Source organism: Variovorax sp. FW301-JW7 (genome assembly GCF_058788795.1).
In genome coordinates, this window is the sequence record NZ_JBYTBC010000013.1 from 41280 (window position 1) to 65488 (window position 24209).

Sequence of the window (24209 nt, forward strand, 5' to 3'; positions counted from 1 at the left end):
GGCTAGTCGGCGAACGGACGGAAGAAGGCGTTCAGCTCGGCGCCCGGCGTGGCATCGGCAAAGCCGTCGAAGCGGCCTTGCTCGGCAAGCGTGCGCGCAGCGCGGATGAAGCCGCCCCAGGCCGCGCGCGCCATGCCGCCGCCCACGCTCACGCGGCGCACGCCGAGCGCGGCGATGTCCGCCATCGTGAGCTCGCTGGTCGCGCCGACCAGCAGGTTGACCGGCTTGGGCGCGACGGCGGCCACCACGGCGGCGATCTGCTCGCGCGTCTTGATGCCGGGCGCGTAGAGGCAGTCGGCGCCGGCCTCGGCATACGCGCGCAGGCGCGCGATGGCGTCGTCCAGGTCGGGGCGGTTGGCAAAAAAGTTCTCGGCGCGGCCCACGAGCAGCGTGTCGCCACCCGCCGCGTCGATGGCCCGGCGCGCGGCGCGCAGGCGTTCGACCGCCACGTCGATGGGGAACAGCGGGTCGTCGGGGTTGCCCGTCGAGTCCTCGATCGACAGGCCCGCCACACCGGTCTCGACCGCGAGGCGCACGCTCTCGGCCACGCCCTGCGCGTCGGCGGCGAAGCCGTTCTCGAAGTCGGCGTTCACCGGCAGGTCGGTGGCGGCCACGAGTTCACGCAGGTGGGCGAGGATCTGGTCGCGCGACAGGGCGCCGTCGGCATGGCCTTGCGACCACGCGAAGCCCGAGCTGGTGGTGGCCAGCGCCTGGTAGCCCAGGCCTTCGAGGTAGCGCGCGCTGCCGGTGTCCCAGGGGTTGGGAATGACGAAGCAGCCTTGTTCGTGGAGGGCGCGGAAGGCGGCGCGCTTGTCGGCGACGGTGCGGGTCATGGGGCCTCGGCTTTCTGTGTTCAGGACAGGGAGCCGGCCATTCTGACGCAGCGGGCTCAGCACTCCACGACGTTCACCGCAAGCCCCCCCAGCGAGGTCTCCTTGTACGTGGACTTCATGTCCTCGCCGGTCTGCTTCATGGTGCGGATCACGGCGTCGAGCGAGACGTAGTGGCTGCCGTCGCCGCGCAGTGCCATGCGCGAGGCGTTGATGGCCTTCACGGCGCCCATCGCATTGCGCTCCACGCAGGGAATCTGCACCATGCCGCCGACCGGGTCGCAGGTCAGGCCCAGGTTGTGTTCCATGCCGATCTCGGCCGCGTTCTCGACCTGCGCGGGTGTGGCGCCGAGCACGGCGGCAAGCGCGCCGGCCGCCATCGAGCAGGCCACGCCCACTTCACCCTGGCAGCCGACCTCGGCGCCCGAGATGGAGGCGTTGGTCTTGTAGAGCATGCCGATGGCCGCCGCTGTGAGCAGGAAGTCGACGATGCCCTCGTCGCTGGCCTGCGGCACGAAGCGCTGGTAGTAGTGCATCACGGCGGGCACCACGCCGGCCGCGCCGTTGGTGGGCGCGGTGACGACACGGCCGCCGGCCGCGTTCTCCTCGTTCACCGCCATCGCGAAGGCGTTGACCCAGTCCATGGCCGCGAGCGGATCGGCGGCGCCGGCCTGTGCCAGCAGCTCGCGGTGCAGTTCGGGCGCGCGGCGGCGCATGCGCAGCGGGCCGGGCAGCGCCTGCGCGGCCAGCGGGTTGTCGATGCCGAAGCCGCGCTGCACGCACTGCTGCATCACGCCCCAGATGCGCAGCAGGCCCGCGCGCACCTCGGCCTCGGGCCGCCACACGCATTCGTTGCGCAGCACCAGCGTGGCCACGGAAATGCCGTGCGCCCGGCACTGCGCCATGAGCTCGTCGCCGGTCGTGAAGGGATGCGGCACGGCCGCTGCCGCGGCGGCCGTTTGCGCCACCGCCTGCCCGCCCTCGACGACGAAGCCGCCGCCGACCGAGAAGTAGGTGCCTTCGGCGAGCACGGCGCCGTCGGCCGCGAAGGCGGTGAAGCGCATCGCGTTCGGATGCTCGGGCAGCGACTCTTCGCCGCGAAAGGCGATGTCGCGCACGCGATCGAAGGCGATGGGCGTGGTGCCCAGCAGCGCGAGCTGGCCGGTGCGGCGCAGCGCGTCGAGGCGCGGCTGCACGGTCTCGGGCCGCACGGTGTCGGGGGCGTCGCCGAAGAGGCCCAGGATCACGCCCTGGTCGGTCGCGTGGCCGTGGCCGGTGGCGCCGAGCGAGCCGAACAGGTCGACGTGCAGCCGTGCGACCTGCGCGAGCAGGCCGCGCCGTTCGAGCGATTGCGCGAACAGCAGCGCCGCGCGCATCGGCCCGACGGTGTGCGAGCTGGACGGCCCGATGCCGATCTTGAAGATGTCGAAGGCGGAGAGCATCAGCGCATCATGCGACCGGAAGCTGCTGTTTGACCAGCGCCACCCAGTAGGCCGCACCGAGCGGCAGGATGTTGTCGTTGAAGTCGTAGTACGGGTTGTGCACGTTCGGATCGTTCGGGCCCTCGCCCGCGCCGATGCCGATGTAGGCGCCGGGGCGCTTTTGCAGCATGAAGGCGAAGTCTTCCGAGCCCATGGCGGGCGGGATGTCGGTGTGCACCTGTTCGAGCTCGACCAGGCTGGCCGCCGCCGCGATGGCCGCGTCGGTCTCGGCCGGCGTGTTGACCACGCCGGGGTAGCCGCGGCGGTATTCGAGCGCCACCTTGGCGCCGTGCGTGGCGGCCACGCCGTCGCAGATCTGCTGCATCGCCGCCTGGGTCTTGTCCTGGATGGCGGCGTCGAGCGTGCGCACGGTGCCGCGCAGCACCACGGTCTCGGGAATGACGTTCCAGGTGTCGCCGCCGTGGATCTGCGTGACGCTGACCACGGCCGCGTCGGTGGCGCCGGTGCGCCGGCTCACGATGGTCTGCAGCGCGTTGATGAGCTGGGCCGAGATCACCACCGAGTCGATGCCGGTCTCGGGCATGGCGCCGTGGGCGCCCTTGCCGGTGATGACGATCTCGAAGGTGTCGAGAAAGGCCGTCATGGTGCCCTTGCGGATCGCGAAGCGCCCGCGCGGCAGGCTCGGGAAGTTGTGCATGCCGTAGACGGCGTCGGCCGGGAACTGCTCGAACAGGCCCTCTTCCACCATCACGCGGCCGCCGCCTTCGTTTTCCTCGGCGGGCTGGAACACGAAGTGCACCGTGCCCTTGAACGGTTTGTGGCGCGACAGGTGCTCGGCCGCACCCAGCAGCATCGCCGTGTGGCCGTCGTGGCCGCAGGCGTGCATCTTGCCGACGCATTTGGAGGCATGCGCCTGCGTGCCCAGCTCCTGCATGTTGAGCGCGTCGAGGTCGGCGCGCAGCGCGATGCTGGGGCCGTCGCCGTTCTTCAGCGTGCCGACCACGCCGGTGCCGGCCAGGCCGCGGTGCACGGGCAGGCCCATGAGCATCAGCGCATTGGCCACCACGTTGGCGGTGCGGTGTTCCTCGAAGGCGGTCTCGGGGTTGGCGTGGATGTCGCGGCGCCAGCTGAGCATGCGGGCACGGGTGTCTTCGGCAATCTCGGGGTCGCGGTACATGGCGTGAATCTCTCGTGGGATGAAATCAGTGGAAGAACTCGGCGATGAAGGTCGCGCCGAGGAAGGTGCCGGCGGTGGCGGTGAGCGACACCACCACGATGCGCCAGCCGAGGCGGCGGAACACGGGCAGGTCCTTGGCGACCGAGAAGCCGGCCAGCGCCAGCACCGGCGTGGTGAAGGCCAGGAAGTTGAGCTTGGCGGTAAGGGCGATCAGCGCGTCGGAGAACGGGAACAGGCCCGGGATGCCGACCACGGTGGCCACCACCGAGAGCACCAGCACCATCGGCAGGCGCGGCACGAAGCGCTTGATGGCTTCGACGGCGCCGGCAATCGCCACCACGGCGAGCACGCCTTCGAGCGACACCAGCACCGGCACTTTGTAGGTCACGGCATTGCCGATGAGCACGCCGCCGCCCACCACCAGCCAGGCCAGCAGCGTGTCGCGCAGCGAGGTCGGCGCGGCGTGGGCCACGTCGGCGCTCGAGACGTTCGCGCCCGCGTCCACGGCCGCGCCCTGTTGTGCGCCATGCTTCGAGAAGCGGCCCAGCACCGGCTCCAGCTTGCCGTAGAGCCACGAGCACAGCGGCAGCGACAGGAACAGCGTGAAGTAGAAGCCGGCCACGGTGGTCAGCAGGTTCGATGCGGCGGCAATCGCCGTGAGCTGCGGCAGCATCTCGGCCGGGCTCTGCGCGGCGATGGCGCCCAGCGCCGCCGCCATCAGGCTGCCCGAGCCCACGCCGGCGCCCATGGCCAGCGAGCGCGGGTCGAAGATGTGCAGGCTGGCGATGAAGCCCGCCAGCACCGCGATGAACAGCGCGCCCAGCACGGTGCCGGTGATGTACTCGGCCAGCACGCCGCGGCCTTCGGGCGAGGCCATGCCGTACTTCTCGCCGATGATCACGAGATTGCCCTCGCGGCCCACCGAGAAGGTGGCGCCCACGGCCTCGCGCTTGATGCCCAGCAGCAGCGCCAGCGGCAGGCCCAGCGCCAGGGTGCCCAGCGCATGGCCGAACTCCTGGAACAGCAGCGCCCAGCCGGCCTGCTTCACCTGCGGCAGCGCGGCGCCGACCGTGAGGCCCAGCTTCACCACGAACAGCAGCAGGCCTGCGTTGAGCAGGCCGCCGGCCAGCGACTGCTGCGCCGTGGCCACACGCACCACGCCCGGCACGCGCCGGTGCGCAATGCCCCAGGCGGCGGCCATGAGCAGCGCCCACAGCATCGGCAGCAGCACCACCTTGCCGGGGCCGACGCTGAACTGCGTCGGGCCGATCAGTTCGGCCACGGCCACGAGGACCAGGGTGACGACGAGGAGCTTGAGTTTGCCGGCGGCGGTGGACGGCGCGACGGCTGCAATCGTGGAGGCGGCGGAGGTCATTGGTGGGGCGGGATGGGCGTTTTCGAGGGGTGCCGGCGAGTTTCGGGCTGCGAGCCTCTTGCATCAATGACCGCAAATAAGGATATTCGTTGCATTGAATGCAACACTCGGAGACGACCGCCATGGACGACAAGCTCGACACCCGCCGGGTGCGCTACTTCATGCAGGTGCTCGACAGCGGCTCGGTGCGCGGTGCGGCCGACGTGCTCGACATGGACCCGTCGGCCGTGAGCCGCGCCATCGGCATCCTGGAGACCGAGTGCGGCCTGCCGCTGCTGGAGCGCCACGGACGCGGCGTGGTGCCCACCGACGCGGGCCAGCTGCTGGCCGGCTACGTGCGCCGGCAGCAGGGACAAAGGCAGCACCTGCTGGCGCAGATGGACAGCATCCGCAAGATCGAGAGCGGCCACATCGACATCGTGGCCGGCGAAGGCTATGTCGACTGGCTCATGCGGCACAGCCTGCGCATCTTCATGGCCAGCCACCCGAAGATCACGGTGAACCTCGATGTGGCCAGCACCGACGAGATCGTGCGCCGCGTGATCGAGGAACGTGCCCACATCGGCATGCTGTTCCAGCCGCCGAAGGACGAGCGGCTCACCTCGCACCAGTCGCACGCGCAGCCGATCCAGGCCATGGTGCTGGGCTCGCACCCGCTCGCGCAGCTCGATCGCCCGCTGAAGCTGGCCGACCTGCTGCCCTACCCCGGCGCCACGCTGCACCGCAACTTCGGCGTGCGCCAGCACATCGAGGCGGCCGAGATCAGCGAGGGCGTGCGGCTGCCCGCGCTGCTGACCACCACCTCGTTCAGCGCGCTGGGCCACTTCGTGTCGGCGGGCCTGGGCTACACGCTGGGCACACGCATCTCGCTCACGCCCAACGCCGACCATCCGGCGTTGGTCGAGCTGCCGATGAAGAACCCGCTGCTGTCGCAGGGGCGCTCGCACATCGTGTCGCGGCACGGCCGCCTGCTGCCGCCGGCCGCGGCAACGCTGCTGCGACAGGTGGTGGCGGACATGAAGCGCTATGCCGATTCGATCGCGGGCACGGGCATCGGCAAGCCCCGCGCGAGCACGCGCGGGCGCGGCGCGACGGGTTGAAGGGCATGGGGGCTTGCGTTGCGTGCGCGCACGGTTCGGTGTTCTGATCGGAGCCCATGTCCTACCTCGCTCCCCTCTTCATTCACCTGCTGTGCGCCGCCTTCTGGGTCGGCGGCATGGCCGTCATGCACTTCGCGGTGCGCCCCGCCGCTGTCGCCACGCTGGAGCCGCCGCTGCGCCTGCGCATGATGGCCGCGACGCTGCGGCGCTTCTTCATCGGGGTGGACGCGTCGGTCACGCTGCTGTTCGTGAGCGGCTTCGCGATGATCCTCGCGACCGGCGGCTTTCGCGCCGTGCACTGGCGCGTCGAGGCCATGATGGGCATTGCGCTCGTGATGGCGGCGGTCTACGTCTACATCCGCGCCTCGGTGTTCCGCGCGCTGCGCCGCGCGGTGGACGACAGCGCCTGGCCCGTGGCGGCGGCGCGGCTGAACACCGTGCGCCAGCTGGTGACGCTGAACCTCGCGCTGGGCGTGGTGGTGTTCGCGGTGGCGGTGATGGGGCGCGGCGGCTGAGCGCCACGCGCCCGGCCGCGCTTCAGCGTTCGCCCAGCACCGCGCCGTCCACCGGCTTCTGCAGCCACTGCGCGATGTCCTCGCCCAGCTTGTAGGTGACGACACCGACCATGCTGCAGGTGCTGCGCGGCATGCCGAAGTAGATGAACATCTGGCGCTGCGCCGTGAACTTGGCAGGCGCCGCGCCGTCGCGCTCCAGCGTGCCGCGCAGCTGGACGATCTTGGGGCCGCCGTAGAGGCCGCCCGCGTTCGCGAGCAGGTCGGTGATTTCCAGCTTCAGCACGGGCGCGCCCTGCGCATTGGCGGGCAGCGGCGGTGCGAGCAGGAACTCGTAGGGCGCGAGCAGCTGGTCCTGCACGGCCTGGCGCAGCGAGGCGGGCACGTCGCACGAATCGTCCGCCTTCGACAGCGTGACGCCCTTGGCGGTGGTGCCGTAGGCCACGGGCGCCATGAGCACGCTGTTGCGCGCCGTGGCTTCGGGCGGCGGGGGTTCGGGGGCCGCAGGCTGGCGCGTGCCGCAGGCGGCCAGCAGCGAGGCGGCGCCCGCGAGTGCAAGAAGCCGCGCGGCAACGCGCGCGGCGAACGGATGTTCGGTCATGTGGAATCCCCCTGAATGATTGTTTAGCGCCGGATGGCGCGCGCCGATTCTGCGTCAGCAGCGGCGTGTCAACGCGCCGCAGAGTCTAGGCCGCGGGGCCCTTCAGCTCGACGCCGTTGCCATCGGGATCTTCGATGTAGATCGAAGGACCACTGCCCTCGGCCCCGAAGTTGTTCTGCACCTCGCCCTGCACCGGCACGCCATGCCGCGCCATGCGCGCGCGGATCGCGGCTTCATCGAAAGGCTCGATGCGCAGGCACAGGTGATCGACGTTGCGCCCCTCGCGCCCGGCCAGCGCGCCGCCCTGGCGGCCCAGCTTGCCATCGTGCGTGACGAGGTCGATGAGGCTGCTGCCGGCGCGCAGATGCACGAGGCCGAGGTCGTCGCGGCGCTTCTCGAGCGTGCAGCCGAGCACGTCGCAATAGAAGGCCATGGACCGCGCGGCGTCGCGCACGCGCAGCACGACGTGGTCGATGCGCAGCACCGCGAACGGGGCCGCATCGGCTGCGGAAGCAACAGGAGACGAAGCAGGCGGGCGCGTCATGCCCGCCAGTGTGTCAGACCACCCCGGCGGCGCGCAATGCCTCGAAGCGCGAGGCGTCGACGCCCATCTCGGCCAGCACCTCTTGCGTGTGCTGTCCGAGCGCGGGCGGTGCGCGACGCAGCACCGGCGGCGTGGCCGTGAGGCGCAACGGGCTCGCCACGCCGGTGATGCTGGCGATGCCGTCGCCCGCGTCGCGCGGCAGCGTGACGGCCAGGCCGCGCGCCTGGACCTGCGCGTCGTCGAAGGCCTGCGCGATGTCGTTGATGGGGCCGCAGGGCACGGCCTTGTCTTCGAGCAGCGCCACCCAATCGGCGGTGGTGCGGGTGCGCGTGAGTTCTTCCATCATCGGGATCAGCACGCCGCGGTGTTTCACGCGCAGCGTGTTGGTCGCAAAGCGTTCGTCGGCGGCCCATTCGGCGTGGCCGGCGGCTTCGCAGAAACGCGCGAACTGGCCGTTGTTGCCGATGGCCAGCAGCATCGCGCCGTCCTGCGTCGGAAAGTCCTGGTAAGGCGCGAGGCTCGGATGTGTGTTGCCCTGGCGGCCCGGCGCCTTGCCGGTGTTGAGGAAAGCGCTCGCCTGGTTGGCGAGGATGGCCATGCCCACGTCGAGCAGCGCCATGTCGATGTGCTGGCCTTCGCCCGTGCGGTCGCGCACCTGCAGCGCCGCGAGGATGGCGGTGCTGGCGTACACGCCTGTGAAGAGGTCGGTGAGCGCCACGCCCACGCGCAGCGGACCACCGCCGGGCTCGCCGTCGGGGCGGCCGGTGATGCTCATCATGCCGGTCATGGCCTGGATCATCAGGTCGTAGCCCGCGCGCTCGGCGTACGGGCCGTCGTGGCCGAAGCCGGTCACGCTGCAGTAGATGAGGCGCGGGTTGGCCGCGCGCAGGCTTTCCTGGTCGAGGCCGTACTGCTTGAGGCCGCCGGTCTTGAAGTTCTCGACCACGATGTCGGCCTGCGCCGCCATCTGCTGCAGCAGCGCCTGCCCCTCGGGCGTGGCCATGTCGATGGTGACCGAGCGCTTGTTGCGGTTGCAGGACGTGAAGTAGCTGGCCTGGTCGGTGTCATGGCCGTTCGCGTCCTTCACGAACGGCGGCCCCCAGGTGCGCGTGTCGTCGCCGACGCCGGGGCGTTCGATCTTGACGACGTCGGCGCCCAGGTCCGCGAGGATCTGCGTGCACCACGGGCCCGCGAGCACGCGGGACAGATCGAGGACCTTGATGCCGTCGAGTGCTGCGGGCTTGGTGCTCATGCGTCTGATCAGTTCGCGAACGCTGCGATGCCGGTGATGGCGCGACCCAGGATCAGGGCGTGGATGTCGTGGGTGCCTTCATAGGTGTTCACGACTTCCAGGTTCACCAGGTGGCGGGCCACGCCGAACTCGTCGCTGATGCCGTTGCCACCCATCATGTCGCGCGCCATGCGGGCGATGTCCAGCGACTTGCCGCAGTTGTTGCGCTTCATGATCGAGGTGATTTCCACCGCGGCGATGCCTTCGTCCTTCATGCGGCCCAGGCGCAGGCTGCCTTGCAAGCCCAGCGTGATCTCGGTCTGCATGTCGGCCAGCTTCTTTTGAATGAGCTGGTTGGCGGCGAGCGGGCGGCCGAACTGCTTGCGGTCCAGCGTGTACTGGCGGGCGCGGTGCCAGCAGTCTTCGGCGGCACCGATGGCGCCCCACGAGATGCCGTAGCGGGCGCTGTTCAGGCAGGTGAAGGGGCCCTTGAGGCCTTGCACTTCGGGGAAGGCGTTTTCTTCAGGGCAGAACACGCCGTCCATGACGATTTCGCCCGTGATGCTGGCGCGCAGGCCGACCTTGCCGTGGATGGCGGGGGCGCTCAGGCCCTTCATGCCCTTCTCGAGCACGAAGCCGCGGATCGGGCCGACGGTGCCGCTTTCGCTGACTTCCTTGGCCCACACGACGAACACGTCGGCGATGGGCGAGTTGCTGATCCACATCTTCGAGCCGCTGAGCGAGTAGCCGCCCGGCACCTTCTTGGCGCGCGTGGCCATGCTGCCGGGGTCGGAGCCGTGGTCGGGCTCGGTCAGGCCGAAGCAGCCGATCCATTCGCCGGTGGCGAGCTTGGGCAGGTACTTCTGCTTCTGGCCTTCGGTGCCGAATTCGAAGATCGGCACCATCACCAGCGAGCTCTGCACGCTGGCCATCGAGCGGTAGCCCGAATCGACGCGCTCGACTTCGCGGGCGATCAGGCCGTAGGCCACGTAGTTCAGGCCGGGGCCGCCGTACTGCTCGGGGATCGTCGGGCCGAGCAGGCCGAGCGCGCCCATTTCGCGAAAGATCGCGGGGTCGGTTTCGCCGGTGCGGAAGCCCTCGATGACGCGGGGCGCCAGGCGCTCCTGGCAGTAGGCGTTGGCCGCATCGCGGATCATGCGTTCTTCGTCGGTCAGCTGCTGGTCGAGAAGAAGGGGGTCGTCCCAGTGGAATTGCGCTTTGGCGGCCATATGGATGTCTCCGGAAAAGGAAGAAGAAACAAAAGAAGGGGGAATGCGGTCGATCGTAGCCACGCAGGAGGCCCGGCGCAAACGATGAATCCTCACCCAGATATGCGTCTGACACATATCTCGAGAGATACATCCTGTTGATTTACTGGTGGAACCAGGACGCCAGTCATACACTCCCGGCATACATGCGCCGCAAGATCCCGCCCCTGCAAACCCTCGTGTGCTTCGACGCCGCCGCGCGCCACGAGAGCTACACCCGCGCCGCGCAGGAACTGGCGCTCACGCAGAGCGCGGTGTCGCGCCAGGTCGGGGCGCTCGAGGCCTTCCTGGGCGTGGCGCTGTTCCGCCGCACGCGGCACGGCGTGGCGCTCACGGCCAGCGGCGCCGCCTACGCACGCCAGATCGCCCGCCGCCTGGAGGCCATGGAGCGCGACACGCTCGACGCCATGGCGCACCAGGGCGAAGGCGGGTCGCTGTCGCTGGCCGCGGTGCCCACCTTCGCCACGCGCTGGCTGGTGCCGCGCCTGCGCGGTTTTGCGGCGCTGCAGCCCGACGTGGTGGTGCACATCGAGACGCGCACCCGCCCCTTCCTCTTTGCCGACGCGGAGTTCGACGCCGCGCTCTACGCCGGCACGCCCGCGCAGGTCGAGAACTGGGCCGGCACGCGCGCGCTGCTGCTCATGCATGAAGACGTGGTGCCCGTGTGCAGCCCTTCGCTGCTGCCCCACGGCAAGGCCGTGTCGCCCGCCGCCATCGCGCGGATGCCGCTGCTGCAGCAGAGCACGCGCCCCGACGGCTGGCGCCAGTGGTTCGACGCGCAGCAGGTCGACGCGCCCACCGCCCGCGGCGGCCCGCGCTACGAGCTGTTCTCGATCCTCGCCGCCGCCGCCTCGCACGGCCTGGGCGTGGCGCTGATGCCGACCATGCTGGTGGCCGACGAGCTGGCGCGCGGCGAGCTGGTGGTGGCCTGCCCGCGGCCCTTGTCGGGCGAGCGCAACTACTACCTGGTGACGCCGGAGCGGGCGGACCAGCGGCCGTTGTTGAAGTTGTTCAGTGACTGGTTGCTGGGGCAGGCGCGGGAAGGTTGAAGCAGCCAAAAATGTATCTCGTACTAGACATTTCATTAGTTTTGCCTAATATGAGATACACATATGCCATCCACCGCCCCGCCGACCTTAGACAGAGCCAACCGACGCCTTGAAGCGTTCGGCCGGCATATCCATGCCCGTCGGAAGTCGCTCAGGATCAGCGCCACCACGGCCGCCGAGGCAGCGGGCATGTCGCGCATGACGCTGCATCGCATCGAACGCGGCGAGCCCTCCGTCACGATGGGGGCCTACATGAACGCCCTGGCGGCACTGGGTCTGGATGTCGAAGTGACGGCACCGGTCGCAGGCACCGCCAAAGAGATGGCGACGCCGGCGCCTTCGCGCACGCCGATAAAGACCATCCGGGTGGGCGACTTCGCGCAGTTGCGCCGCCTGGCCTGGCAGTTGCCAGTGGATGCAGAGCTCACGCCCGAAGAGGCCTGGGGCACCTACGAGCGCAACTGGCGCCACGCCGATCCGGCCGCGCTCGAAGATAACGAGCGTCAGTTGCTGGCTGAGTTGGCCCGCCTGCTGGGCCGGAAGCCGCTCGATGTTTGAGCGCGCCCACCATCGCCAGGTGGCCGAGGTGCTGGCGGCGCTAGACGCGGCCCGCAACCCCGGCTCCTGAGCCGAGATGGGAATCGAGGCAGGCCCGCTCAGGCCTTCGCAGCCGGCCGTGCGCCCTCTTGCGCGTACGCCTGAATCATCGCGGGGAAGGCCTCCATCGCAGGCAAGGTGCCGAAGCTGTGCTTCGCAGGCGTCGTGGCCCACGGCAGCTTCTCGTCGGTCCAAGTTTCCGCAAAAGGCACGACCCATTCGTGCCGGTCGAGCATGGTGGCGCGCAGGTTGACGAAATAGTCCATGCCCTCGGTGCGCGTGAACATCCAGCTCTTGCAGTGCGGGCAGAAGAAGTGGTGCGACTCGTCGCCGTGCAGCCCGCCGATGACGGGTTCGCCCGACACCACTTCGAAGCCCGGCGTCGGAATGGCCAACGACAGTGAGAACGCACTGGCGCTCATGCGCTGGCAGCCGGTGCAGTGGCAAGCCATGGCCAGCAGCGGCGGTGCGGTGATCCGCAGGCGCACCTGGCCGCAGCGGCAGCCGCCGGTCCAGGGGAGTTGCCAGTCGCTGGCGGTGTCTTGGGGGGTGGGGTCCTGGGTGCTCATGGAATGCTTTCGGGCTGGGTCTTCAGGATGATCGCTCAAGCCGGCACTGCCCCACCGAAACCCGCGTCCGAAAACGGCCAGCCCCCATCCCGCCGCCACGCGACACTGCCCGCATGAGTTCTTCCGTCGCCGCCCGCATCCACGCCCTCGACTGGCCCCGCATCGATGCCGACCTCGCTGCCCGCGGCTGTGCCGTCACCGGGGCCTTGTTCACGCCCGCGGAATGCGCCGCACTCACGACCATGTACGACGAGGGCGCGCGCTTTCGCAGCCGCGTGGTCATGCAGCGCCACGGCTTCGGCCAGGGCGAGTACCAGTACTTCGCGAACCCGCTGCCTTCCAAGCTCGTGGCGTTTCGCAGCGCGCTGTACGAGCGCCTCGCGCCGCTGGCCAATGCCTGGGCCGCAGCCATGGGCCAGCCGGCCGACTACCCGGCGGACCATGCGGCCTACCTCGCGCGCTGCCATGCGGCGGGCCAGCTGCGCCCCACCCCGCTGCTGCTGCGCTACGGCGAAGGCGACTACAACTGCCTGCACCAGGACCTGTATGGCGACCTGCAGTTTCCGCTGCAGCTCACGGTGCTGTTGAGCCGGCCCGGCGAAGACTTCACCGGCGGCGAGTTCGTGCTGACCGAGCAGCGCCCGCGCATGCAGTCGCGCGCCGAGGTGGTGTCGCTCGCGCAGGGCGAGGCCGTGATCTTCGCGGTGAACCAGCGGCCCGTGGCGGGCACGCGCGGCAGCTACCGCGTGACGATGCGCCACGGCGTGAGCCGCGTGCGCAGCGGACAGCGCCACACGCTGGGCCTGATCTTTCACGACGCGCGCTGAATAGAACGAACGTCCGTTCGCAATCAAGCCCTCGGGCGCAGCAACATCGCACCAAGCGTGCAAAGTTGCACACATGTATCAAATACAGGCGAAAATCCCGCGCGCATCCGGGGGATTGCCAGGATGGCCGGCGCACACGATCGGCCCCGCAACACCCTCCGGACGCCGGACCACGACCTCGTGAGGAGGAGCCGGGGTCCGTTCCGAGTTGTCGTCAGGGAGCTGTATGTACAAGGAATCGTCCGGGCCTCCGGATGCGGCGGGTCGCCCGTCTTTCGCGCACGTCACCACGCCGTTGCCACCGTCTCCGTCACCCTCTTCCGCTGAAATCCCACCGCCCCGGCGCCCCCGTCGCTTCCGGGTCGATGTCGGCTCCATCGTCAGTGCCGTTGCGCTCGCGCAGTCGCTGCTGCTGGTCACGCTGGGCTACTGGGGTTCGCAGCGGCTGGTGACGACGATCGGCACCTCGGCGCACAAGTCGAACCACGACCGCATCGAAGACAAGGTGCTGGCCTTCCTGGCCAAGGCCGAGTCGGCGGTCGGCGCGATCGGCAGTTCGCCCAGCCTCACGCCCGCGGGCGAGAACGTCGAGCGCACGGCCGAGCTCCTGTGGACGCTGCTGCAGCAATCGCCCGAACTCGACAGCGTCTACGTGGCGAACGTCGAGGGCAAGATGCTGATGGCCCTGCGCTACCCGGTGCCGGCCATCCGCCACATCGCGCGCAGCGCCGACTTCACCACCGAGACCTGGCAGTACAAGCTGCCGCTGGGCTCCGAGGCCGATGTGCAGCAGCGCTTTGCCACGCAGCGCGTGGAGGCCTACCGCAGCAACTACAACCCGACGCAGCGCAGCTGGTTCGTGCAGGCGCGCAAGACACAAGGGCCGGTGTGGACCAGCCCCTATGTGTTCGCCGCCGCGCAGGAACTGGGCGTGACCTACGCGCTGCCCAGCCAACGCCGCCAGGCCGAGGGCAGCCCGCAGGCGATGGTGGTGGCGGGCGACGTGTCGCTGGGCCGGCTGTCGGAGTTCGTGCGCCTGTTCAGCCGCAACGGCAATGGCAACAGCGCGCTGCTGAGTGCCGACCACAAGGTGCTCGCGCGCAGCGACATGCCTGGTGTGCTGCACACGCTGGAGGCGCCCACGGGCGCACTCGGCGCGCTGGACGCACAGATGACGGCCGACGGCATCGCCGGCAGCGGCAGCGACAAGGCCTTCGCCTTCAGCCACGAAGGGCGGCGCTACCTGGTGCAGGCCTCGCGCATTCCCGCCACCGGTTGGCAGCTCGTCAGCTGGGTGCCCGAAGACGTGCTGCTGGGTGGCCTGCGCCGCGCAGTGGCGTGGTCGCTGCTGCTGGCGCTGGTGTTCCTGGGGCTGGCGCTGTACATGTCGCTCAAGCTGTCGAAGCTGGTGACGGCGCCGGTCGAGAATCTCTCGCGCATCGCGCACCGCATCGGTCGCCTCGAGCTCGACAACCTGCCACGCGAGCCCAGCCGCGTGCTCGAGATCCAGCACCTCGATCAGGCGCTCGACGATTCGGCGCGCAGCCTCAAGGCCTTCAGCAAGTTCGTGCCGGTGGACGTGATCAACCAGCTGGTGGCGCAGGGCCATGCGCTCGCGCCCAACGGCTCGCCGCGCCAGGTGACGGTGATGTTCACCGACGTGGAGGGCTTCACGTCGATCTCCGAATCGATCGCGGCCGACGTGCTGGTGCGCCAGCTGACCGAGTACTTCAACCTCGCAGCCGATGTGTTCGCGCGCCATGGCGGCGTGATCGACAAGTTCATCGGCGACGGCATCATGGTGCTGTGGGGCGCGCCGGCCGACCTGGAAGACGCCGAGTACAAGGCCTGCCGCGCCGCGCTCGAGTTGCACGCCGAGATGCACCAGCTCAACCGGCAGTGGGCCGAACAGGGCCTGCCCGAGTTCCGCACGCACATCGGCATTCACACGGGCGTGGTGGTGGCGGGGGTGCTGGGGTCGAACGACCGGCTGTCGTACACGGCGTTCGGCGACGTGGTGAACGTGGCCAGCCGCATCGAAGGCGCGAACCGCCAGCTGGGCACGCGCATGCTGATCTCGGAAGTCACCTACGCGGCCCTGAACGGCCGGCTGGCCACGCGGCGCATCGAAGAGCTGGTGGAGCTGCGCGGCCGGCAGACGCGCATGGTGCTCCACGAGTTGCTGACCTGATCCGCGCGAACCTGTCGCGCGGGTTGGCATCGATCAGCGCGAAGGGCGCGGCGGCGGCGGTGGCGTGGCCACGCGCACCAGCATCAGGTTGGCGGTGGTGCCGTTGCCCTGCGTGAGCACCGAATACTGCGTGTCGTTGATGAACAGCAGCTGCTCGCCGCGCGTGATGCGCGCCGCCACGGCGTAGCGCATGCGCGGGTCGATGCGCGCGGCATCGACGCTGAGTTCGAAGGCGAAGGGCGGCTGCTTGCCGTTGGCGGGAATGCGCTGCTCGGCGAGCACGACCGAGGGCGCGTCCATGCGCGACACGTCGAGCAGTTGCACGCGCACTTCGGCCGCGGGGTCGAGTGCGATGCGCTCGCGGTAGGCCACGGTGCCCGTCACGCGCAGGGGTGCGGCGGCGGGTTGGGCAGGCGTGCCGGGCGAGCCGCCCGCGCAAGCGCTCAGGACGGAGGCGCCGGCAACGGCGGAGAGCATGAGGAGGCTGGTGCGTCTTTTCATCGCCCCATTATGCGGAGGCCCGCTGCGCGGCGAAAGCCACATACCAATCCAGACTGCCGGGGTTTGCCATCGCCTCGCGGTTCACCACCTTCTCGATGGGCTGGCCCAGCAGCAGCTTCTTGATCGGCAGCTCCTGCTTCTTGCCCGACAGCGTGCGCGGAATCTCGGCCACCTGGAAGATGTCGTTGGGCACGAAGCGCGGCGACAGCGAGGTCTTGATCGCATTGTTGATGCGCGCGCGCATGGCCTCGTCGAGCGCCACGCCGGGGCGCAGCACCACGAACAGCGGCATGTAGCTGTCGCGGCCCAGGTATTCGAGGTCGACCACCATCGAGTCGAGCACCTCGGGCAGGCCTTCGACCGCGCTGTAGATCTCGCTGGTGCCCATGCGCAGGCCCTGGCGGTTGATGGTGGCGTCGCTGCGGCCGTAGATGATGCAGCCGCCGTCGCTGCCGATCTTGATCCAGTCGCCGTGGCGCCACACGCCCGGGTAGGTGTCGAAGTAGCTCGACACGTAGCGCGCATTGCCCTCGTCGCCCCAGAAGTACAGCGGCATCGACGGAATGGGCTGCGTGCACACCAGCTCGCCGACCTCGCCGATGACCGGCTGGCCCTGCTCGTTCCAGGCTTCGACCGCGTGGCCGAGTTCGCGGCACTGCATCTGGCCCGGCACCTCGGGCAGCTCGCGGTTGCCGCCGACGAAGGCGCCGCAGAAGTCGGTGCCGCCCGAGATGTTGCACCACCACACCTCCTTCGATCCCGCATCGAGGATCTGCTGCGAGCCCCAGCGCTGCACCTCGTCGGGCAGCGGCGAGCCGGTGCTGCCGAGCGCGCGCACGCGCGACAGGTCGCCGCAGTCTTTGGCGACGAGCCCCGCCTTCATGCAGTTGGTGAAGTAGGCCGCGCCCGCGCCGAAGAAGGTGACGCGGTGCTTCGCCACGAAGCGCCACAGCACGCCCCAGTCGGGCTTGTCCTTGCTGCCCGCCGGGTTGCCGTCGTAGATGCAGATGGTGGCGCCGAAGGCCAGGCCCGAGAGCTGCGAGTTCCACATCACCCAGCCCGTGGAGCTGTACCAGTGGTAGCGCTCGCCGAAGTTGTTGGCGCCGTAGCTCGCGCCCACGTCGTTGTGCAGGCCGCAGGCGTGCATGGTCAGCAGGATGCCGCCCTGCCCGTGCACGATGGGCTTGGGCAGGCCGGTGGTGCCGCTCGAATAGACGATCCAGATCGGGTGGTCGAAGGGCAGCCACTCGGGCTCGAAGGCTGCGACTTCGGCGTCGTCGCGCGCGATGGCCTGCTGCCATTCGACGTCGTGCGCCACGGCGTTCGCGGCGAAGGGCGACTGCACGAGCAGCAGCTTCTGCACGCTCGGCAGCTGGCCGCGCAGCTCCTGCAGCACGGTGCTGCGATCGAGCGGCTTGCCGCCGTAGTGCACGCCGTCGACCGCGATCAGCAGCGTGGGCTCGATCTGGCGAAAGCGGTCGGCCACGGCGGCCGTGCCCATGTCGGGCGCGCACACGCTCCACACCGCGCCGATGCTGGAGCACGCGAGAAACGCGACCATGGTCTCGGGCACGTTCGGCATGTAGGCGGCCACGCGGTCGCCGCGGCGCACGCCGAGCGACTTCAGCGTGAGCGCCACCGCAGCCACCTGCCGGCGCAGCTCGGGCCACGACAGCTCGCGCACCTCGCCGCGTTCGTTGTCGCTCACGATGGCGGGCAGGCCGGCCGCATGGGCCGCGTCGGCATGGCGCAGCACCTCGCGCGTGTAGTTGACCTGTGCGCCGGGAAACCAGCGCGCGCCGGGCATGTGGCGTTCGGCGAGCACCGCGGTGTGCGGCGTGGGCGAGCGCAGGCCGGCGTAGTCCCAGATGCTCTGCCAGAAGGCATCGAGGTCGGTGACGGACCAGCGCCACAGCGCGTCGTAGCTGTCGAAGGCCAGGCCGCGCGTGTCGCGCAGCCAGTTCTGATAAAGGCGGATCTGGGGGATGTTGGGAGCGGGCATGCCACGAGCGTAGCGCCGCGAACGGCCGTGCTCAATGAGGGTTGACCTCAGGGTTTGTACGTGTGTTCAACATTTTTGTACAGCCGTTCAATACGCCCCCATGAACGCTCGCACACCGCCGGCCCGCAAACGCAGCGCCTCTCGAGGCTCAGGCACCTCAGGCGCCCCGACCGTCGCGCCCGAGCCCGCGCGGCCCGACCGCCGCCAGGCCATCCTGCTGGCGGCCGAGAAGCTCTTCGCGCAGCACGGCTACCACGCCGTGACGATCCGCCAGATCGCCGAAGAAGCCGGCGTGCCGCTCGCGCTGGTGGGCTACTACTTCGGCCCGAAGCACGAGCTGTTCCACGCGATCTTCGAGCACTGGAGCCACACCATCGAGGAACGGCTGGCGCGCCTGGCGGCCGTGACCATCGACCCCGACGACGCGCGCACGCTGCCGCGCATCATCGAGGCCTTCACCGCGCCCGTGCTGGCGCTGCGCGCGAGCACCGAGGGCGAGTACTACGCACTGCTGGTGGCGCGCGAGCTGTACCACGCCACCGAGGAAGCCGACCGCGTGCTGCGCGGCTACTTCGACCCGCTGGCCGAGGCCTACATCGACGCGCTGCACGTGGCGCTGCCGCATGTTTCGCGCAGCCAGGTCGCGTGGGGCTACCAGTTCGCGCTGGGCGCACTGCTGCACCACCTGAACGACAGCCGCATCGAACGACTCTCGCGCGGCGAGAACACGCGCGCCGATCCGGCCGTGGCGCCGATGCTCGTGAACTTCATCGTCGGCGGGCTGCGCGCCGCGCTGCCGAAACCGAAAGCGGCCGCCAAGGCCGCCGCCGCCAAGCCCTCACGCACGAAAAAGACCATCCCCAGGAGACCCCAGCCATGATGAAAAGACGCACCCTGCTGTCGGCGCTCGCGGCCGCATCGGCCACCGCCACGTTGCCTTCGCGCGCCCAGCAGGCGCACCCGAAGATCGTGTTCGGCTACACCGCGGTGACCGACTTCGCCTCGGTCTTCGTGGCGGCCGAAGAGGGCTACTTCAAGAAGCGCAGCCTCGACGTGGAGCTGAAGTTCATTCCGCTGAACTCCACCATCCCGGCCGCGCTGCAGTCCGACTCGCTGCAGATCGGCGGGCCCACGCCTTCGGTGTTCCTGCAGGCGGTGGACGGCGGGCTCGATCTCGTGCTGGTGGCCGGCGGCGGCCTCACCTCGAAGACGATCACGGGCTTCGGCCTCGTGGCGCGCGCGGGCTCGGGCATCAAGAGCGCGCAGGACTGCGTGGGCAAGAAGATCGGCGTGCCGGGGCTCGGTGCCTTCCTGCACGTGACCTTCCGCGCGTGGCTGAAGGACAGCGGCGTCGACTACCGCAAGGTCAACTTCATCGAGGCCGCGTTCCCCCAGCACGCCGACCTGCTGCGCGGCGGCTCGGTCGACGCGGTGGTGTCGGCCGACCCGTTCATGAGCCGCATCACCGAGAGCGGCGCGGGCTACGTGGCCTCGTACTACTCGACCTTCCTGCCCGAGAACAACCAGACCATCGTGCACGCGGCCAAGCGCGAGTGGGTGGCGAAGAACCCCGCCACGGCGCGCGCCTTCCGCGAGGCGCTGGTCGAGGCCGGCGCCTTCATCCAGCAGCCGAAGAACGACGCCAAGGTGCGCACGGCCATCGGCAAGTACATCAAGCTGCCGCCCGAGGTGCTGGCCAAGGTGCAGGTCTCGCCGCCCGGCCCGGTCGTCACCGACAAGCAGCTGGGCTACTGGACCGGGCTCATGAAGGAGCAGGACATGCTCAAGACGAACATCGACGTTGCGAAGCTGATCGCCAAGTGAGCGCGGCCGCCGATTCCTTTTTGCGCTTCGACGGCGTCACCATCCGCCTCGGCGGGCGCGAGATCCTGTCGCCCACCTCGTTCGACGTGGCGCGCGGCGAGTTCGTGTGCATCGTCGGCCCGAGCGGCTGCGGCAAGACCACGCTGCTGCGCGCGGCCAGCGGCCTCGTCACGGCCAGTGCCGGCGAGGTGCGGCGCAAGGGCGTGCCGATGACGGCGCCCTCGCGCGAAGTGGCCTTCGTGTTCCAGGACTACGGCCGCGCGCTGCTGCCGTGGCGCACGGTGGAAGGCAATGTGAGCCTGGCGCTCGAAGCGGCCGGCGTACCTGCGGCCGAGCGCGCGCCGCGCATTGCCGACGTGCTCGGCAAGGTCGGGCTCGCGAAGCACGCGCACAAGTTTCCGGTGCAGCTGTCGGGCGGCATGCAGCAGCGCGCGCAGATTGCCCGCTGCCTCGCGCAGAAGCCCGAGCTGATGATGATGGACGAGCCTTTCGGCGCGCTCGACGCGCTCACGCGCCAGAGCCTGCAGGACGAGCTCGCGCGGCTGGTGCGCGACGACGGGCTCACGGTGCTGTTCGTCACGCACGACCTGGAAGAAGCCATCTACCTCGGCGACCGCGTGATCGCGCTGCAGGCCAACCCCGGGCCGGGGCGCCCGAGCCTGGCGCGGATGATCGACGTGAAGATCCCGCGCCCGCGCGACCAGCTGACGACCAAGGAGCATCCGGCGTACCTGCAGTTGCGGCGTGAGCTGTTCGCCTTCATCGAGCAGGGCCATGACTGAAGGCCGCCTCTTGCGCTGGTTGCGGCCGTGGGTGTTTCCCGCGGTGCTGGTCGGCGCCTTCGAGTGGTACGCGCGACGTGCGGCGGCGTTGGGCAGCGATGCGCTCGCACCGCCGAGCGCGGCGGCCAAGGCCTTCGTCGGCGCGGCCATGGACGGCTCGCTCTGGCAGGCCACGGGCTTCACGCTCGGCACGGCCGCGCTCGGCCTGCTGCTGGGTGCGGTGCTCGGCATTGCATTCGGGCTGGTGCTCGGGCTCTCACGCCGTGCGGCGCAGCTGGGCGCCGTGTCCATCGAGGTGCTGCGCCCCGTGCCTTCGGTCGCGCTGATCCCGCTCGCGATGCTGGGCTTCGGGTTCGGCGTGCGCATGGAAGTGGCCATCGTCGCCTTCGCCACCTTCTGGCCGCTGCTGGTGCTGGTGCAGTCGGCCGTGCAGCAGATCGAGCCCCGGCTGCTCGAGGTGAGCCGCGTGCTCGGGCTGTCGGCGCGCGACCGTGCCTTCAAGATCGTGCTGCCGGCCATCGTGCCTCGCCTGTTCGTCGCGCTGCGCCTCGGTGTGGCGGTGGCGCTGGTGGTGGCCGTGACAGTCGAGATCGCCGCCAATCCGCACGGCATGGGCTACGCGATGATGATCGCGCAGCAGAGCTTCGACCCCGCGCTGATGCTCGCGTGGCTGGGCTGGATCGGCGTGGTGGGCTTCGCGGTCAACGCGGGCATGGTCCGCCTGCAGGCCCTCGTCGCGCGCCGCATGGGGGTGCAGCCATGAACAACCACCGCAACGACCGACTGGGTCTGGGGTGGCTGGGCTCGGTGGGCGTGCTGCTCGCACTGGTTGCGCTGTGGTGGGTGGCAAGCAACGCGGGCTGGGTCAGCCGCGTGTTCCTGCCGACGCCGCAGGCCACCTTCGCGAGCCTGCTCGAAGGGCTCAACCTCTCTTCGGGCAATTCAGGCAACGGCGAACTGCTGGCCTTCACGCAGGCCACGGTCGGCCGCATGGTCGAAGGCTGGCTGCTCGCCTCGCTGTTCGGTGTGCTGCTGGGCGCGGCCATCGGCGTGTCGCCCTCCGTGCGCGCGTGGGTGCAGCCGACGCTGGAGTTCATCCGCCCGCTGCCCGCCTCGGCGCTGCTGCCGCTGGCCATTTCGATCTTCGGGCTGAACCCCGGCATGGTGCTGTTCGTGGTCGCCTTCGGCGCGATGTGGCCGGTGCTGCTGGCCACGGTGCACGGCTTCGCGGCCGTGGAGCCGCGCCTGTCGGAGGTGGCGCGCTGCCTGCAGATGTCGCGCACCGCGTACATCTGGAAGATGGGCCTGCCCAACGCCATGCCCGACATCCTGGCCGGCATGCGGCTGGCGCTGACCATCGCGCTGATCGTCGCGGTGGTGGGCGAAATGATCGCCTCGCAAAGCGGCCTGGGCCAGGCCATCCTGCTGGCGGCGCGCGCCTTCCGCGCCAGCGATCTGTTCGCCGGCATCGTGCTGCTCGGGCTCATCGGCTTCGTGAGCAACGCGCTGCTGGCCTTTGCAGAGAAGCGCCTGCTGCGGTGGCAGCAGCCCTGACCGATTCGATCGATTCCTTCAAAACCTACACCCCACAAGGAGCCTCGCCATGCCACGCAAGTTCGTCGACCTGTCGATCTTTCTCGAAAACGACGTGCTGTCCGATCCACCGGCCTTCGCGCCGAAGATCCAGTACTTCACGCACGAGCACACCTTCGAGCAGATCGAGCCCTTCTTTCCCGGCCTGAAGAAAGAAGACCTGCCCGACGGCGAAGGCTGGGCCGTGGAACTGGTGCAGCTGTCCACGCACAACGGCACGCACCTCGATGCGCCCTATCACTTTCACTCGACGATGGACAAGGCACTGGGCGAGAAGAAGCCCGCCATCGCCATCCACGACGTGCCGCTCGAATGGTGCTTCCAGCCCGGCGTGAAGCTCGACTTTCGCCACTTCGCCGACGGCTACGTGGTCACGGCCGCCGATGTCGAGGCCGAGCTGAAGCGCATCAACCACACGCTGAGCCCGCTGGAGATCGTGGTGGTCAACACGCGCGCCGGCTCGCGCTACGGCAACCCCGACTACGTGTCGGCCGGCGCGGGCATGGGCTACGAAGCGACGATGTACCTGCTGGAGCGCGGCGTGCGCCTCACGGGCACCGACGCGTGGAGCTGGGACGCGCCCTTCGTGCACACCGCCAAGAAGTACGGCGAGACGCACGACGCCTCGCTGATCTGGGAAGGTCACAAGGCCGGGCGCGACATCGGCTACTGCCACATCGAGAAGCTGCACAACCTCGAGGTGCTGCCGCCCACGGGCTTTTTCATCAGCTGCTTTCCGCACAAGATCCGCGGCGCCTCGGCGGGCTGGACGCGCGCGGTGGCGATCTTCGACGACGCGCTGATGGCGTCGGTCTGAACATGATCGAACTCAACCACACACACGACGCTGGCGCCCGCAGCTGGGTCGCTTCGGCCAACGTCGCGGGCAGCGACTTTCCGATCCAGAACCTGCCGTATGCGATGTTCCGCCGCACCGGCAGCCCCGAGCCGTTTCGCGGCGGCGTGGCCATCGGCGACCAGGTGCTCGACCTCGCGGCGCTGGCCGCGGGCGCGCACGTCGACGGCCTGGCGCTCGATGCGGCGCGCGCCGCCGCCCTGCCCACGCTGAACGATTTCTTCGCGCTCGGCCCGCCCGCCTGGCAGGCGCTGCGCCACGCAGTCTTCGCGCTGCTGCACAGCGATGCGCCGGCCGCGACCGCAGACGACCTGCGCGGCTGCCTCGTGCCGCAGGCCGAGGTCGAATACACCGTGCCCGCGCGCATCGGCGACTACACCGACTTCTACACCTCGATCGACCACGCGCTGAACATCAGCCGCCTGATGAATCCCGACGGCGACGTCACGCCCAACTTCCGCTGGGTGCCGACCGCGTACCACGGGCGCGTGTCGACCATCGGCGTGAGCGGCCAGCGCTTTCACCGGCCGATGGGCCAGGCCATGGCGCCCGGCGCGAAGGCGCCGACCTACCAGGCCTGCGCGCGGCTCGACTACGAGTTGGAGCTGGGCGTGTGGATCGGCCAGGGCAATGCGCAGGGCGAGGCGATTCCGCTCGCGCGCGCGGAAGACCACATCTTCGGTATCTGCCTGCTCAACGACTGGTCGGCGCGCGACATCCAGTTCTGGGAAATGGCGCCGCTCGGGCCCTTCCTCGCGAAGAACTTCGCCACCACGATCTCGCCGTGGATCGTGACGATGGAAGCACTCGCGCCCTACCGCCAGGCGTGGACGCGGCCCGCGAACGAGCCGCAACCGCTGGCGTACCTGGAGAGCAGCGCGAACCGCGAAGGCGGCGCGCTCGACATCCGGCTCGAGGTGTGGCTCGAAAGCGAGAAAGCGCGCGCGCAGAAGACCGGACCATCGCGCCTGTCGGCCACGAGCTTCAAGCACCAGTACTGGAGCGTGGCGCAGATGGTGGCGCACCACACGGTGGGCGGCTGCAGCCTGAACCCGGGCGACCTGTTCGGCAGCGGCACCATCTCGGGCCCCGGCGAGGGCGAGGCCGGCGCGATCATCGAGCTGACGCGCGCGGCGCAAACCCCGGTGACGCTGGCCAACGGCGAGACGCGCGGTTTCCTGGAAGACGGGGATGCGGTGCTGCTGCGCGGCTGGTGCGAGAAACCCGGCCATGCGCGCATCGGTTTCGGCGAGAGCCGGGGGACCGTGCTGCCGGCGCGAGGTTGAAAGCGACGCACCAATGAAAAAGGCCACCTGGTGAGGTGGCCTTTTCATGCGA

Annotated in this window: 24 protein-coding genes; 13 read left to right on the forward strand and 11 right to left on the reverse strand. The window is 69.6% G+C overall.

The annotated features are described in order from the left end of the window. Window positions 1-2: 2 nt before the first annotated feature. Genes AC3WQM_RS27430 through AC3WQM_RS27445 form a run of 4 tightly spaced genes read right to left on the reverse strand, consistent with a single transcriptional unit; the run spans window position 3 to window position 4824 of the window. A complete protein-coding gene (locus AC3WQM_RS27430) occupies window positions 3-833 on the reverse strand; it encodes an isocitrate lyase/PEP mutase family protein (protein WP_492683179.1) in 831 nt (276 codons plus the stop codon). A 56-nt stretch (window positions 834-889) separates the two neighbouring features. Further along, window positions 890-2275, reverse strand: coding sequence for an L-serine ammonia-lyase (locus AC3WQM_RS27435; protein ID WP_447748556.1), 1386 nt, complete (start codon window positions 2273-2275; stop codon window positions 890-892). 4 nt (window positions 2276-2279) lie between these two features. Then, window positions 2280-3449 (reverse strand): M20 aminoacylase family protein, encoded by a 1170-nt coding sequence (locus AC3WQM_RS27440; RefSeq protein WP_492683181.1) that lies wholly within the window; start codon window positions 3447-3449, stop codon window positions 2280-2282. Between the two features lie 25 nt (window positions 3450-3474). Further along, entirely contained in the window at window positions 3475-4824 is a 1350-nt protein-coding gene (locus tag AC3WQM_RS27445; RefSeq protein WP_492683183.1) for a DUF3100 domain-containing protein, read from the reverse strand. Window positions 4825-4946: 122 nt separating this feature from the next. Between AC3WQM_RS27445 and AC3WQM_RS27450 the strand changes: the two genes are divergently transcribed. Together AC3WQM_RS27450 and AC3WQM_RS27455 are read left to right on the forward strand one after the other, a co-directional pair. Continuing rightward, window positions 4947-5924 carry a LysR family transcriptional regulator gene (locus AC3WQM_RS27450; protein ID WP_492683185.1) on the forward strand — a complete coding sequence of 326 codons (978 nt, stop codon included), beginning with the start codon at window positions 4947-4949 and terminating at the stop codon, window positions 5922-5924. A 56-nt stretch (window positions 5925-5980) separates the two neighbouring features. Next, the gene (locus tag AC3WQM_RS27455) at window positions 5981-6439 is read left to right on the forward strand and encodes a CopD family protein (protein WP_487850420.1); all 459 of its coding nucleotides are present in this window, start codon (window positions 5981-5983) and stop codon (window positions 6437-6439) included. 22 nt (window positions 6440-6461) lie between these two features. Here AC3WQM_RS27455 and AC3WQM_RS27460 read toward each other — a convergent pair whose 3' ends face one another. The 4 genes from AC3WQM_RS27460 to AC3WQM_RS27475 form a co-directional block, all read right to left on the reverse strand. Beyond that, window positions 6462-7037: a hypothetical protein gene (locus AC3WQM_RS27460; RefSeq protein ID WP_489062220.1), complete on the reverse strand. Its 576-nt coding sequence runs from the start codon at window positions 7035-7037 to the stop codon at window positions 6462-6464. An 85-nt stretch (window positions 7038-7122) separates the two neighbouring features. After that, window positions 7123-7581, reverse strand: coding sequence for a VOC family protein (locus tag AC3WQM_RS27465; protein ID WP_492683187.1), 459 nt, complete (start codon window positions 7579-7581; stop codon window positions 7123-7125). A gap of 13 nt (window positions 7582-7594) precedes the next feature. Further along, window positions 7595-8833: a CaiB/BaiF CoA transferase family protein gene (locus tag AC3WQM_RS27470; protein WP_492683189.1), complete on the reverse strand. Its 1239-nt coding sequence runs from the start codon at window positions 8831-8833 to the stop codon at window positions 7595-7597. Window positions 8834-8841: 8 nt separating this feature from the next. Further along, a complete protein-coding gene (locus tag AC3WQM_RS27475; protein WP_056574584.1) occupies window positions 8842-10041 on the reverse strand; it encodes an acyl-CoA dehydrogenase in 1200 nt (399 codons plus the stop codon). A 185-nt stretch (window positions 10042-10226) separates the two neighbouring features. Here AC3WQM_RS27475 and AC3WQM_RS27480 point away from each other — a divergent pair, with 185 nt between their 5' ends. Both AC3WQM_RS27480 and AC3WQM_RS27485 read left to right on the forward strand, forming a co-directional pair. Next, window positions 10227-11129: a LysR substrate-binding domain-containing protein gene (locus tag AC3WQM_RS27480; protein WP_062470368.1), complete on the forward strand. Its 903-nt coding sequence runs from the start codon at window positions 10227-10229 to the stop codon at window positions 11127-11129. Window positions 11130-11192: 63 nt separating this feature from the next. Further along, the gene (locus AC3WQM_RS27485) at window positions 11193-11687 is read left to right on the forward strand and encodes a helix-turn-helix domain-containing protein (RefSeq protein ID WP_492683191.1); all 495 of its coding nucleotides are present in this window, start codon (window positions 11193-11195) and stop codon (window positions 11685-11687) included. 98 nt (window positions 11688-11785) lie between these two features. Here AC3WQM_RS27485 and AC3WQM_RS27490 read toward each other — a convergent pair whose 3' ends face one another. Beyond that, window positions 11786-12295, reverse strand: coding sequence for a GFA family protein (locus tag AC3WQM_RS27490; protein WP_492683193.1), 510 nt, complete (start codon window positions 12293-12295; stop codon window positions 11786-11788). 113 nt (window positions 12296-12408) lie between these two features. Between AC3WQM_RS27490 and AC3WQM_RS27495 the strand changes: the two genes are divergently transcribed. Then, entirely contained in the window at window positions 12409-13122 is a 714-nt protein-coding gene (locus tag AC3WQM_RS27495; protein WP_492683195.1) for a 2OG-Fe(II) oxygenase, read from the forward strand. Between the two features lie 226 nt (window positions 13123-13348). Continuing rightward, window positions 13349-15313, forward strand: a complete 1965-nt coding sequence (locus tag AC3WQM_RS27500; RefSeq protein WP_492683197.1) for an adenylate/guanylate cyclase domain-containing protein — start codon at window positions 13349-13351, stop codon at window positions 15311-15313. A 33-nt stretch (window positions 15314-15346) separates the two neighbouring features. Here the strand turns inward: AC3WQM_RS27500 and AC3WQM_RS27505 are convergent, their stop codons facing one another. Both AC3WQM_RS27505 and AC3WQM_RS27510 read right to left on the reverse strand, forming a co-directional pair. Next, a complete protein-coding gene (locus AC3WQM_RS27505; RefSeq protein WP_070061382.1) occupies window positions 15347-15814 on the reverse strand; it encodes a YbaY family lipoprotein in 468 nt (155 codons plus the stop codon). A 7-nt stretch (window positions 15815-15821) separates the two neighbouring features. Then, on the reverse strand, window positions 15822-17816 hold the full coding sequence (locus tag AC3WQM_RS27510) for an acetoacetate--CoA ligase (protein WP_492683199.1): 1995 nt from the start codon (window positions 17814-17816) through the stop codon (window positions 15822-15824). 100 nt (window positions 17817-17916) lie between these two features. Between AC3WQM_RS27510 and AC3WQM_RS27515 the strand changes: the two genes are divergently transcribed. From AC3WQM_RS27515 to fahA, 7 genes are read left to right on the forward strand one after another with little or no spacing between them, the layout of a single operon-like run. After that, a complete protein-coding gene (locus tag AC3WQM_RS27515; protein ID WP_492683201.1) occupies window positions 17917-18696 on the forward strand; it encodes a TetR/AcrR family transcriptional regulator in 780 nt (259 codons plus the stop codon). After that, a complete protein-coding gene (locus AC3WQM_RS27520; RefSeq protein WP_354346114.1) occupies window positions 18693-19640 on the forward strand; it encodes an ABC transporter substrate-binding protein in 948 nt (315 codons plus the stop codon). Before AC3WQM_RS27515 ends, AC3WQM_RS27520 begins: the two co-directional genes overlap by 4 nt. Next, window positions 19637-20422, forward strand: coding sequence for an ABC transporter ATP-binding protein (locus AC3WQM_RS27525; RefSeq protein ID WP_492683203.1), 786 nt, complete (start codon window positions 19637-19639; stop codon window positions 20420-20422). Before AC3WQM_RS27520 ends, AC3WQM_RS27525 begins: the two co-directional genes overlap by 4 nt. After that, window positions 20415-21185 carry an ABC transporter permease gene (locus tag AC3WQM_RS27530; RefSeq protein ID WP_492683205.1) on the forward strand — a complete coding sequence of 257 codons (771 nt, stop codon included), beginning with the start codon at window positions 20415-20417 and terminating at the stop codon, window positions 21183-21185. The genes AC3WQM_RS27525 and AC3WQM_RS27530 overlap by 8 nt, the downstream gene beginning before the upstream one ends. Continuing rightward, window positions 21182-21976: an ABC transporter permease gene (locus AC3WQM_RS27535; protein WP_492683206.1), complete on the forward strand. Its 795-nt coding sequence runs from the start codon at window positions 21182-21184 to the stop codon at window positions 21974-21976. The genes AC3WQM_RS27530 and AC3WQM_RS27535 overlap by 4 nt, the downstream gene beginning before the upstream one ends. Before the next feature lie 49 nt (window positions 21977-22025). Beyond that, window positions 22026-22832 carry a cyclase family protein gene (locus AC3WQM_RS27540; protein ID WP_095743084.1) on the forward strand — a complete coding sequence of 269 codons (807 nt, stop codon included), beginning with the start codon at window positions 22026-22028 and terminating at the stop codon, window positions 22830-22832. A 2-nt stretch (window positions 22833-22834) separates the two neighbouring features. After that, a complete protein-coding gene (gene fahA / locus AC3WQM_RS27545) occupies window positions 22835-24157 on the forward strand; it encodes a fumarylacetoacetase (RefSeq protein ID WP_492683208.1) in 1323 nt (440 codons plus the stop codon). Window positions 24158-24209: the final 52 nt, after the last annotated feature.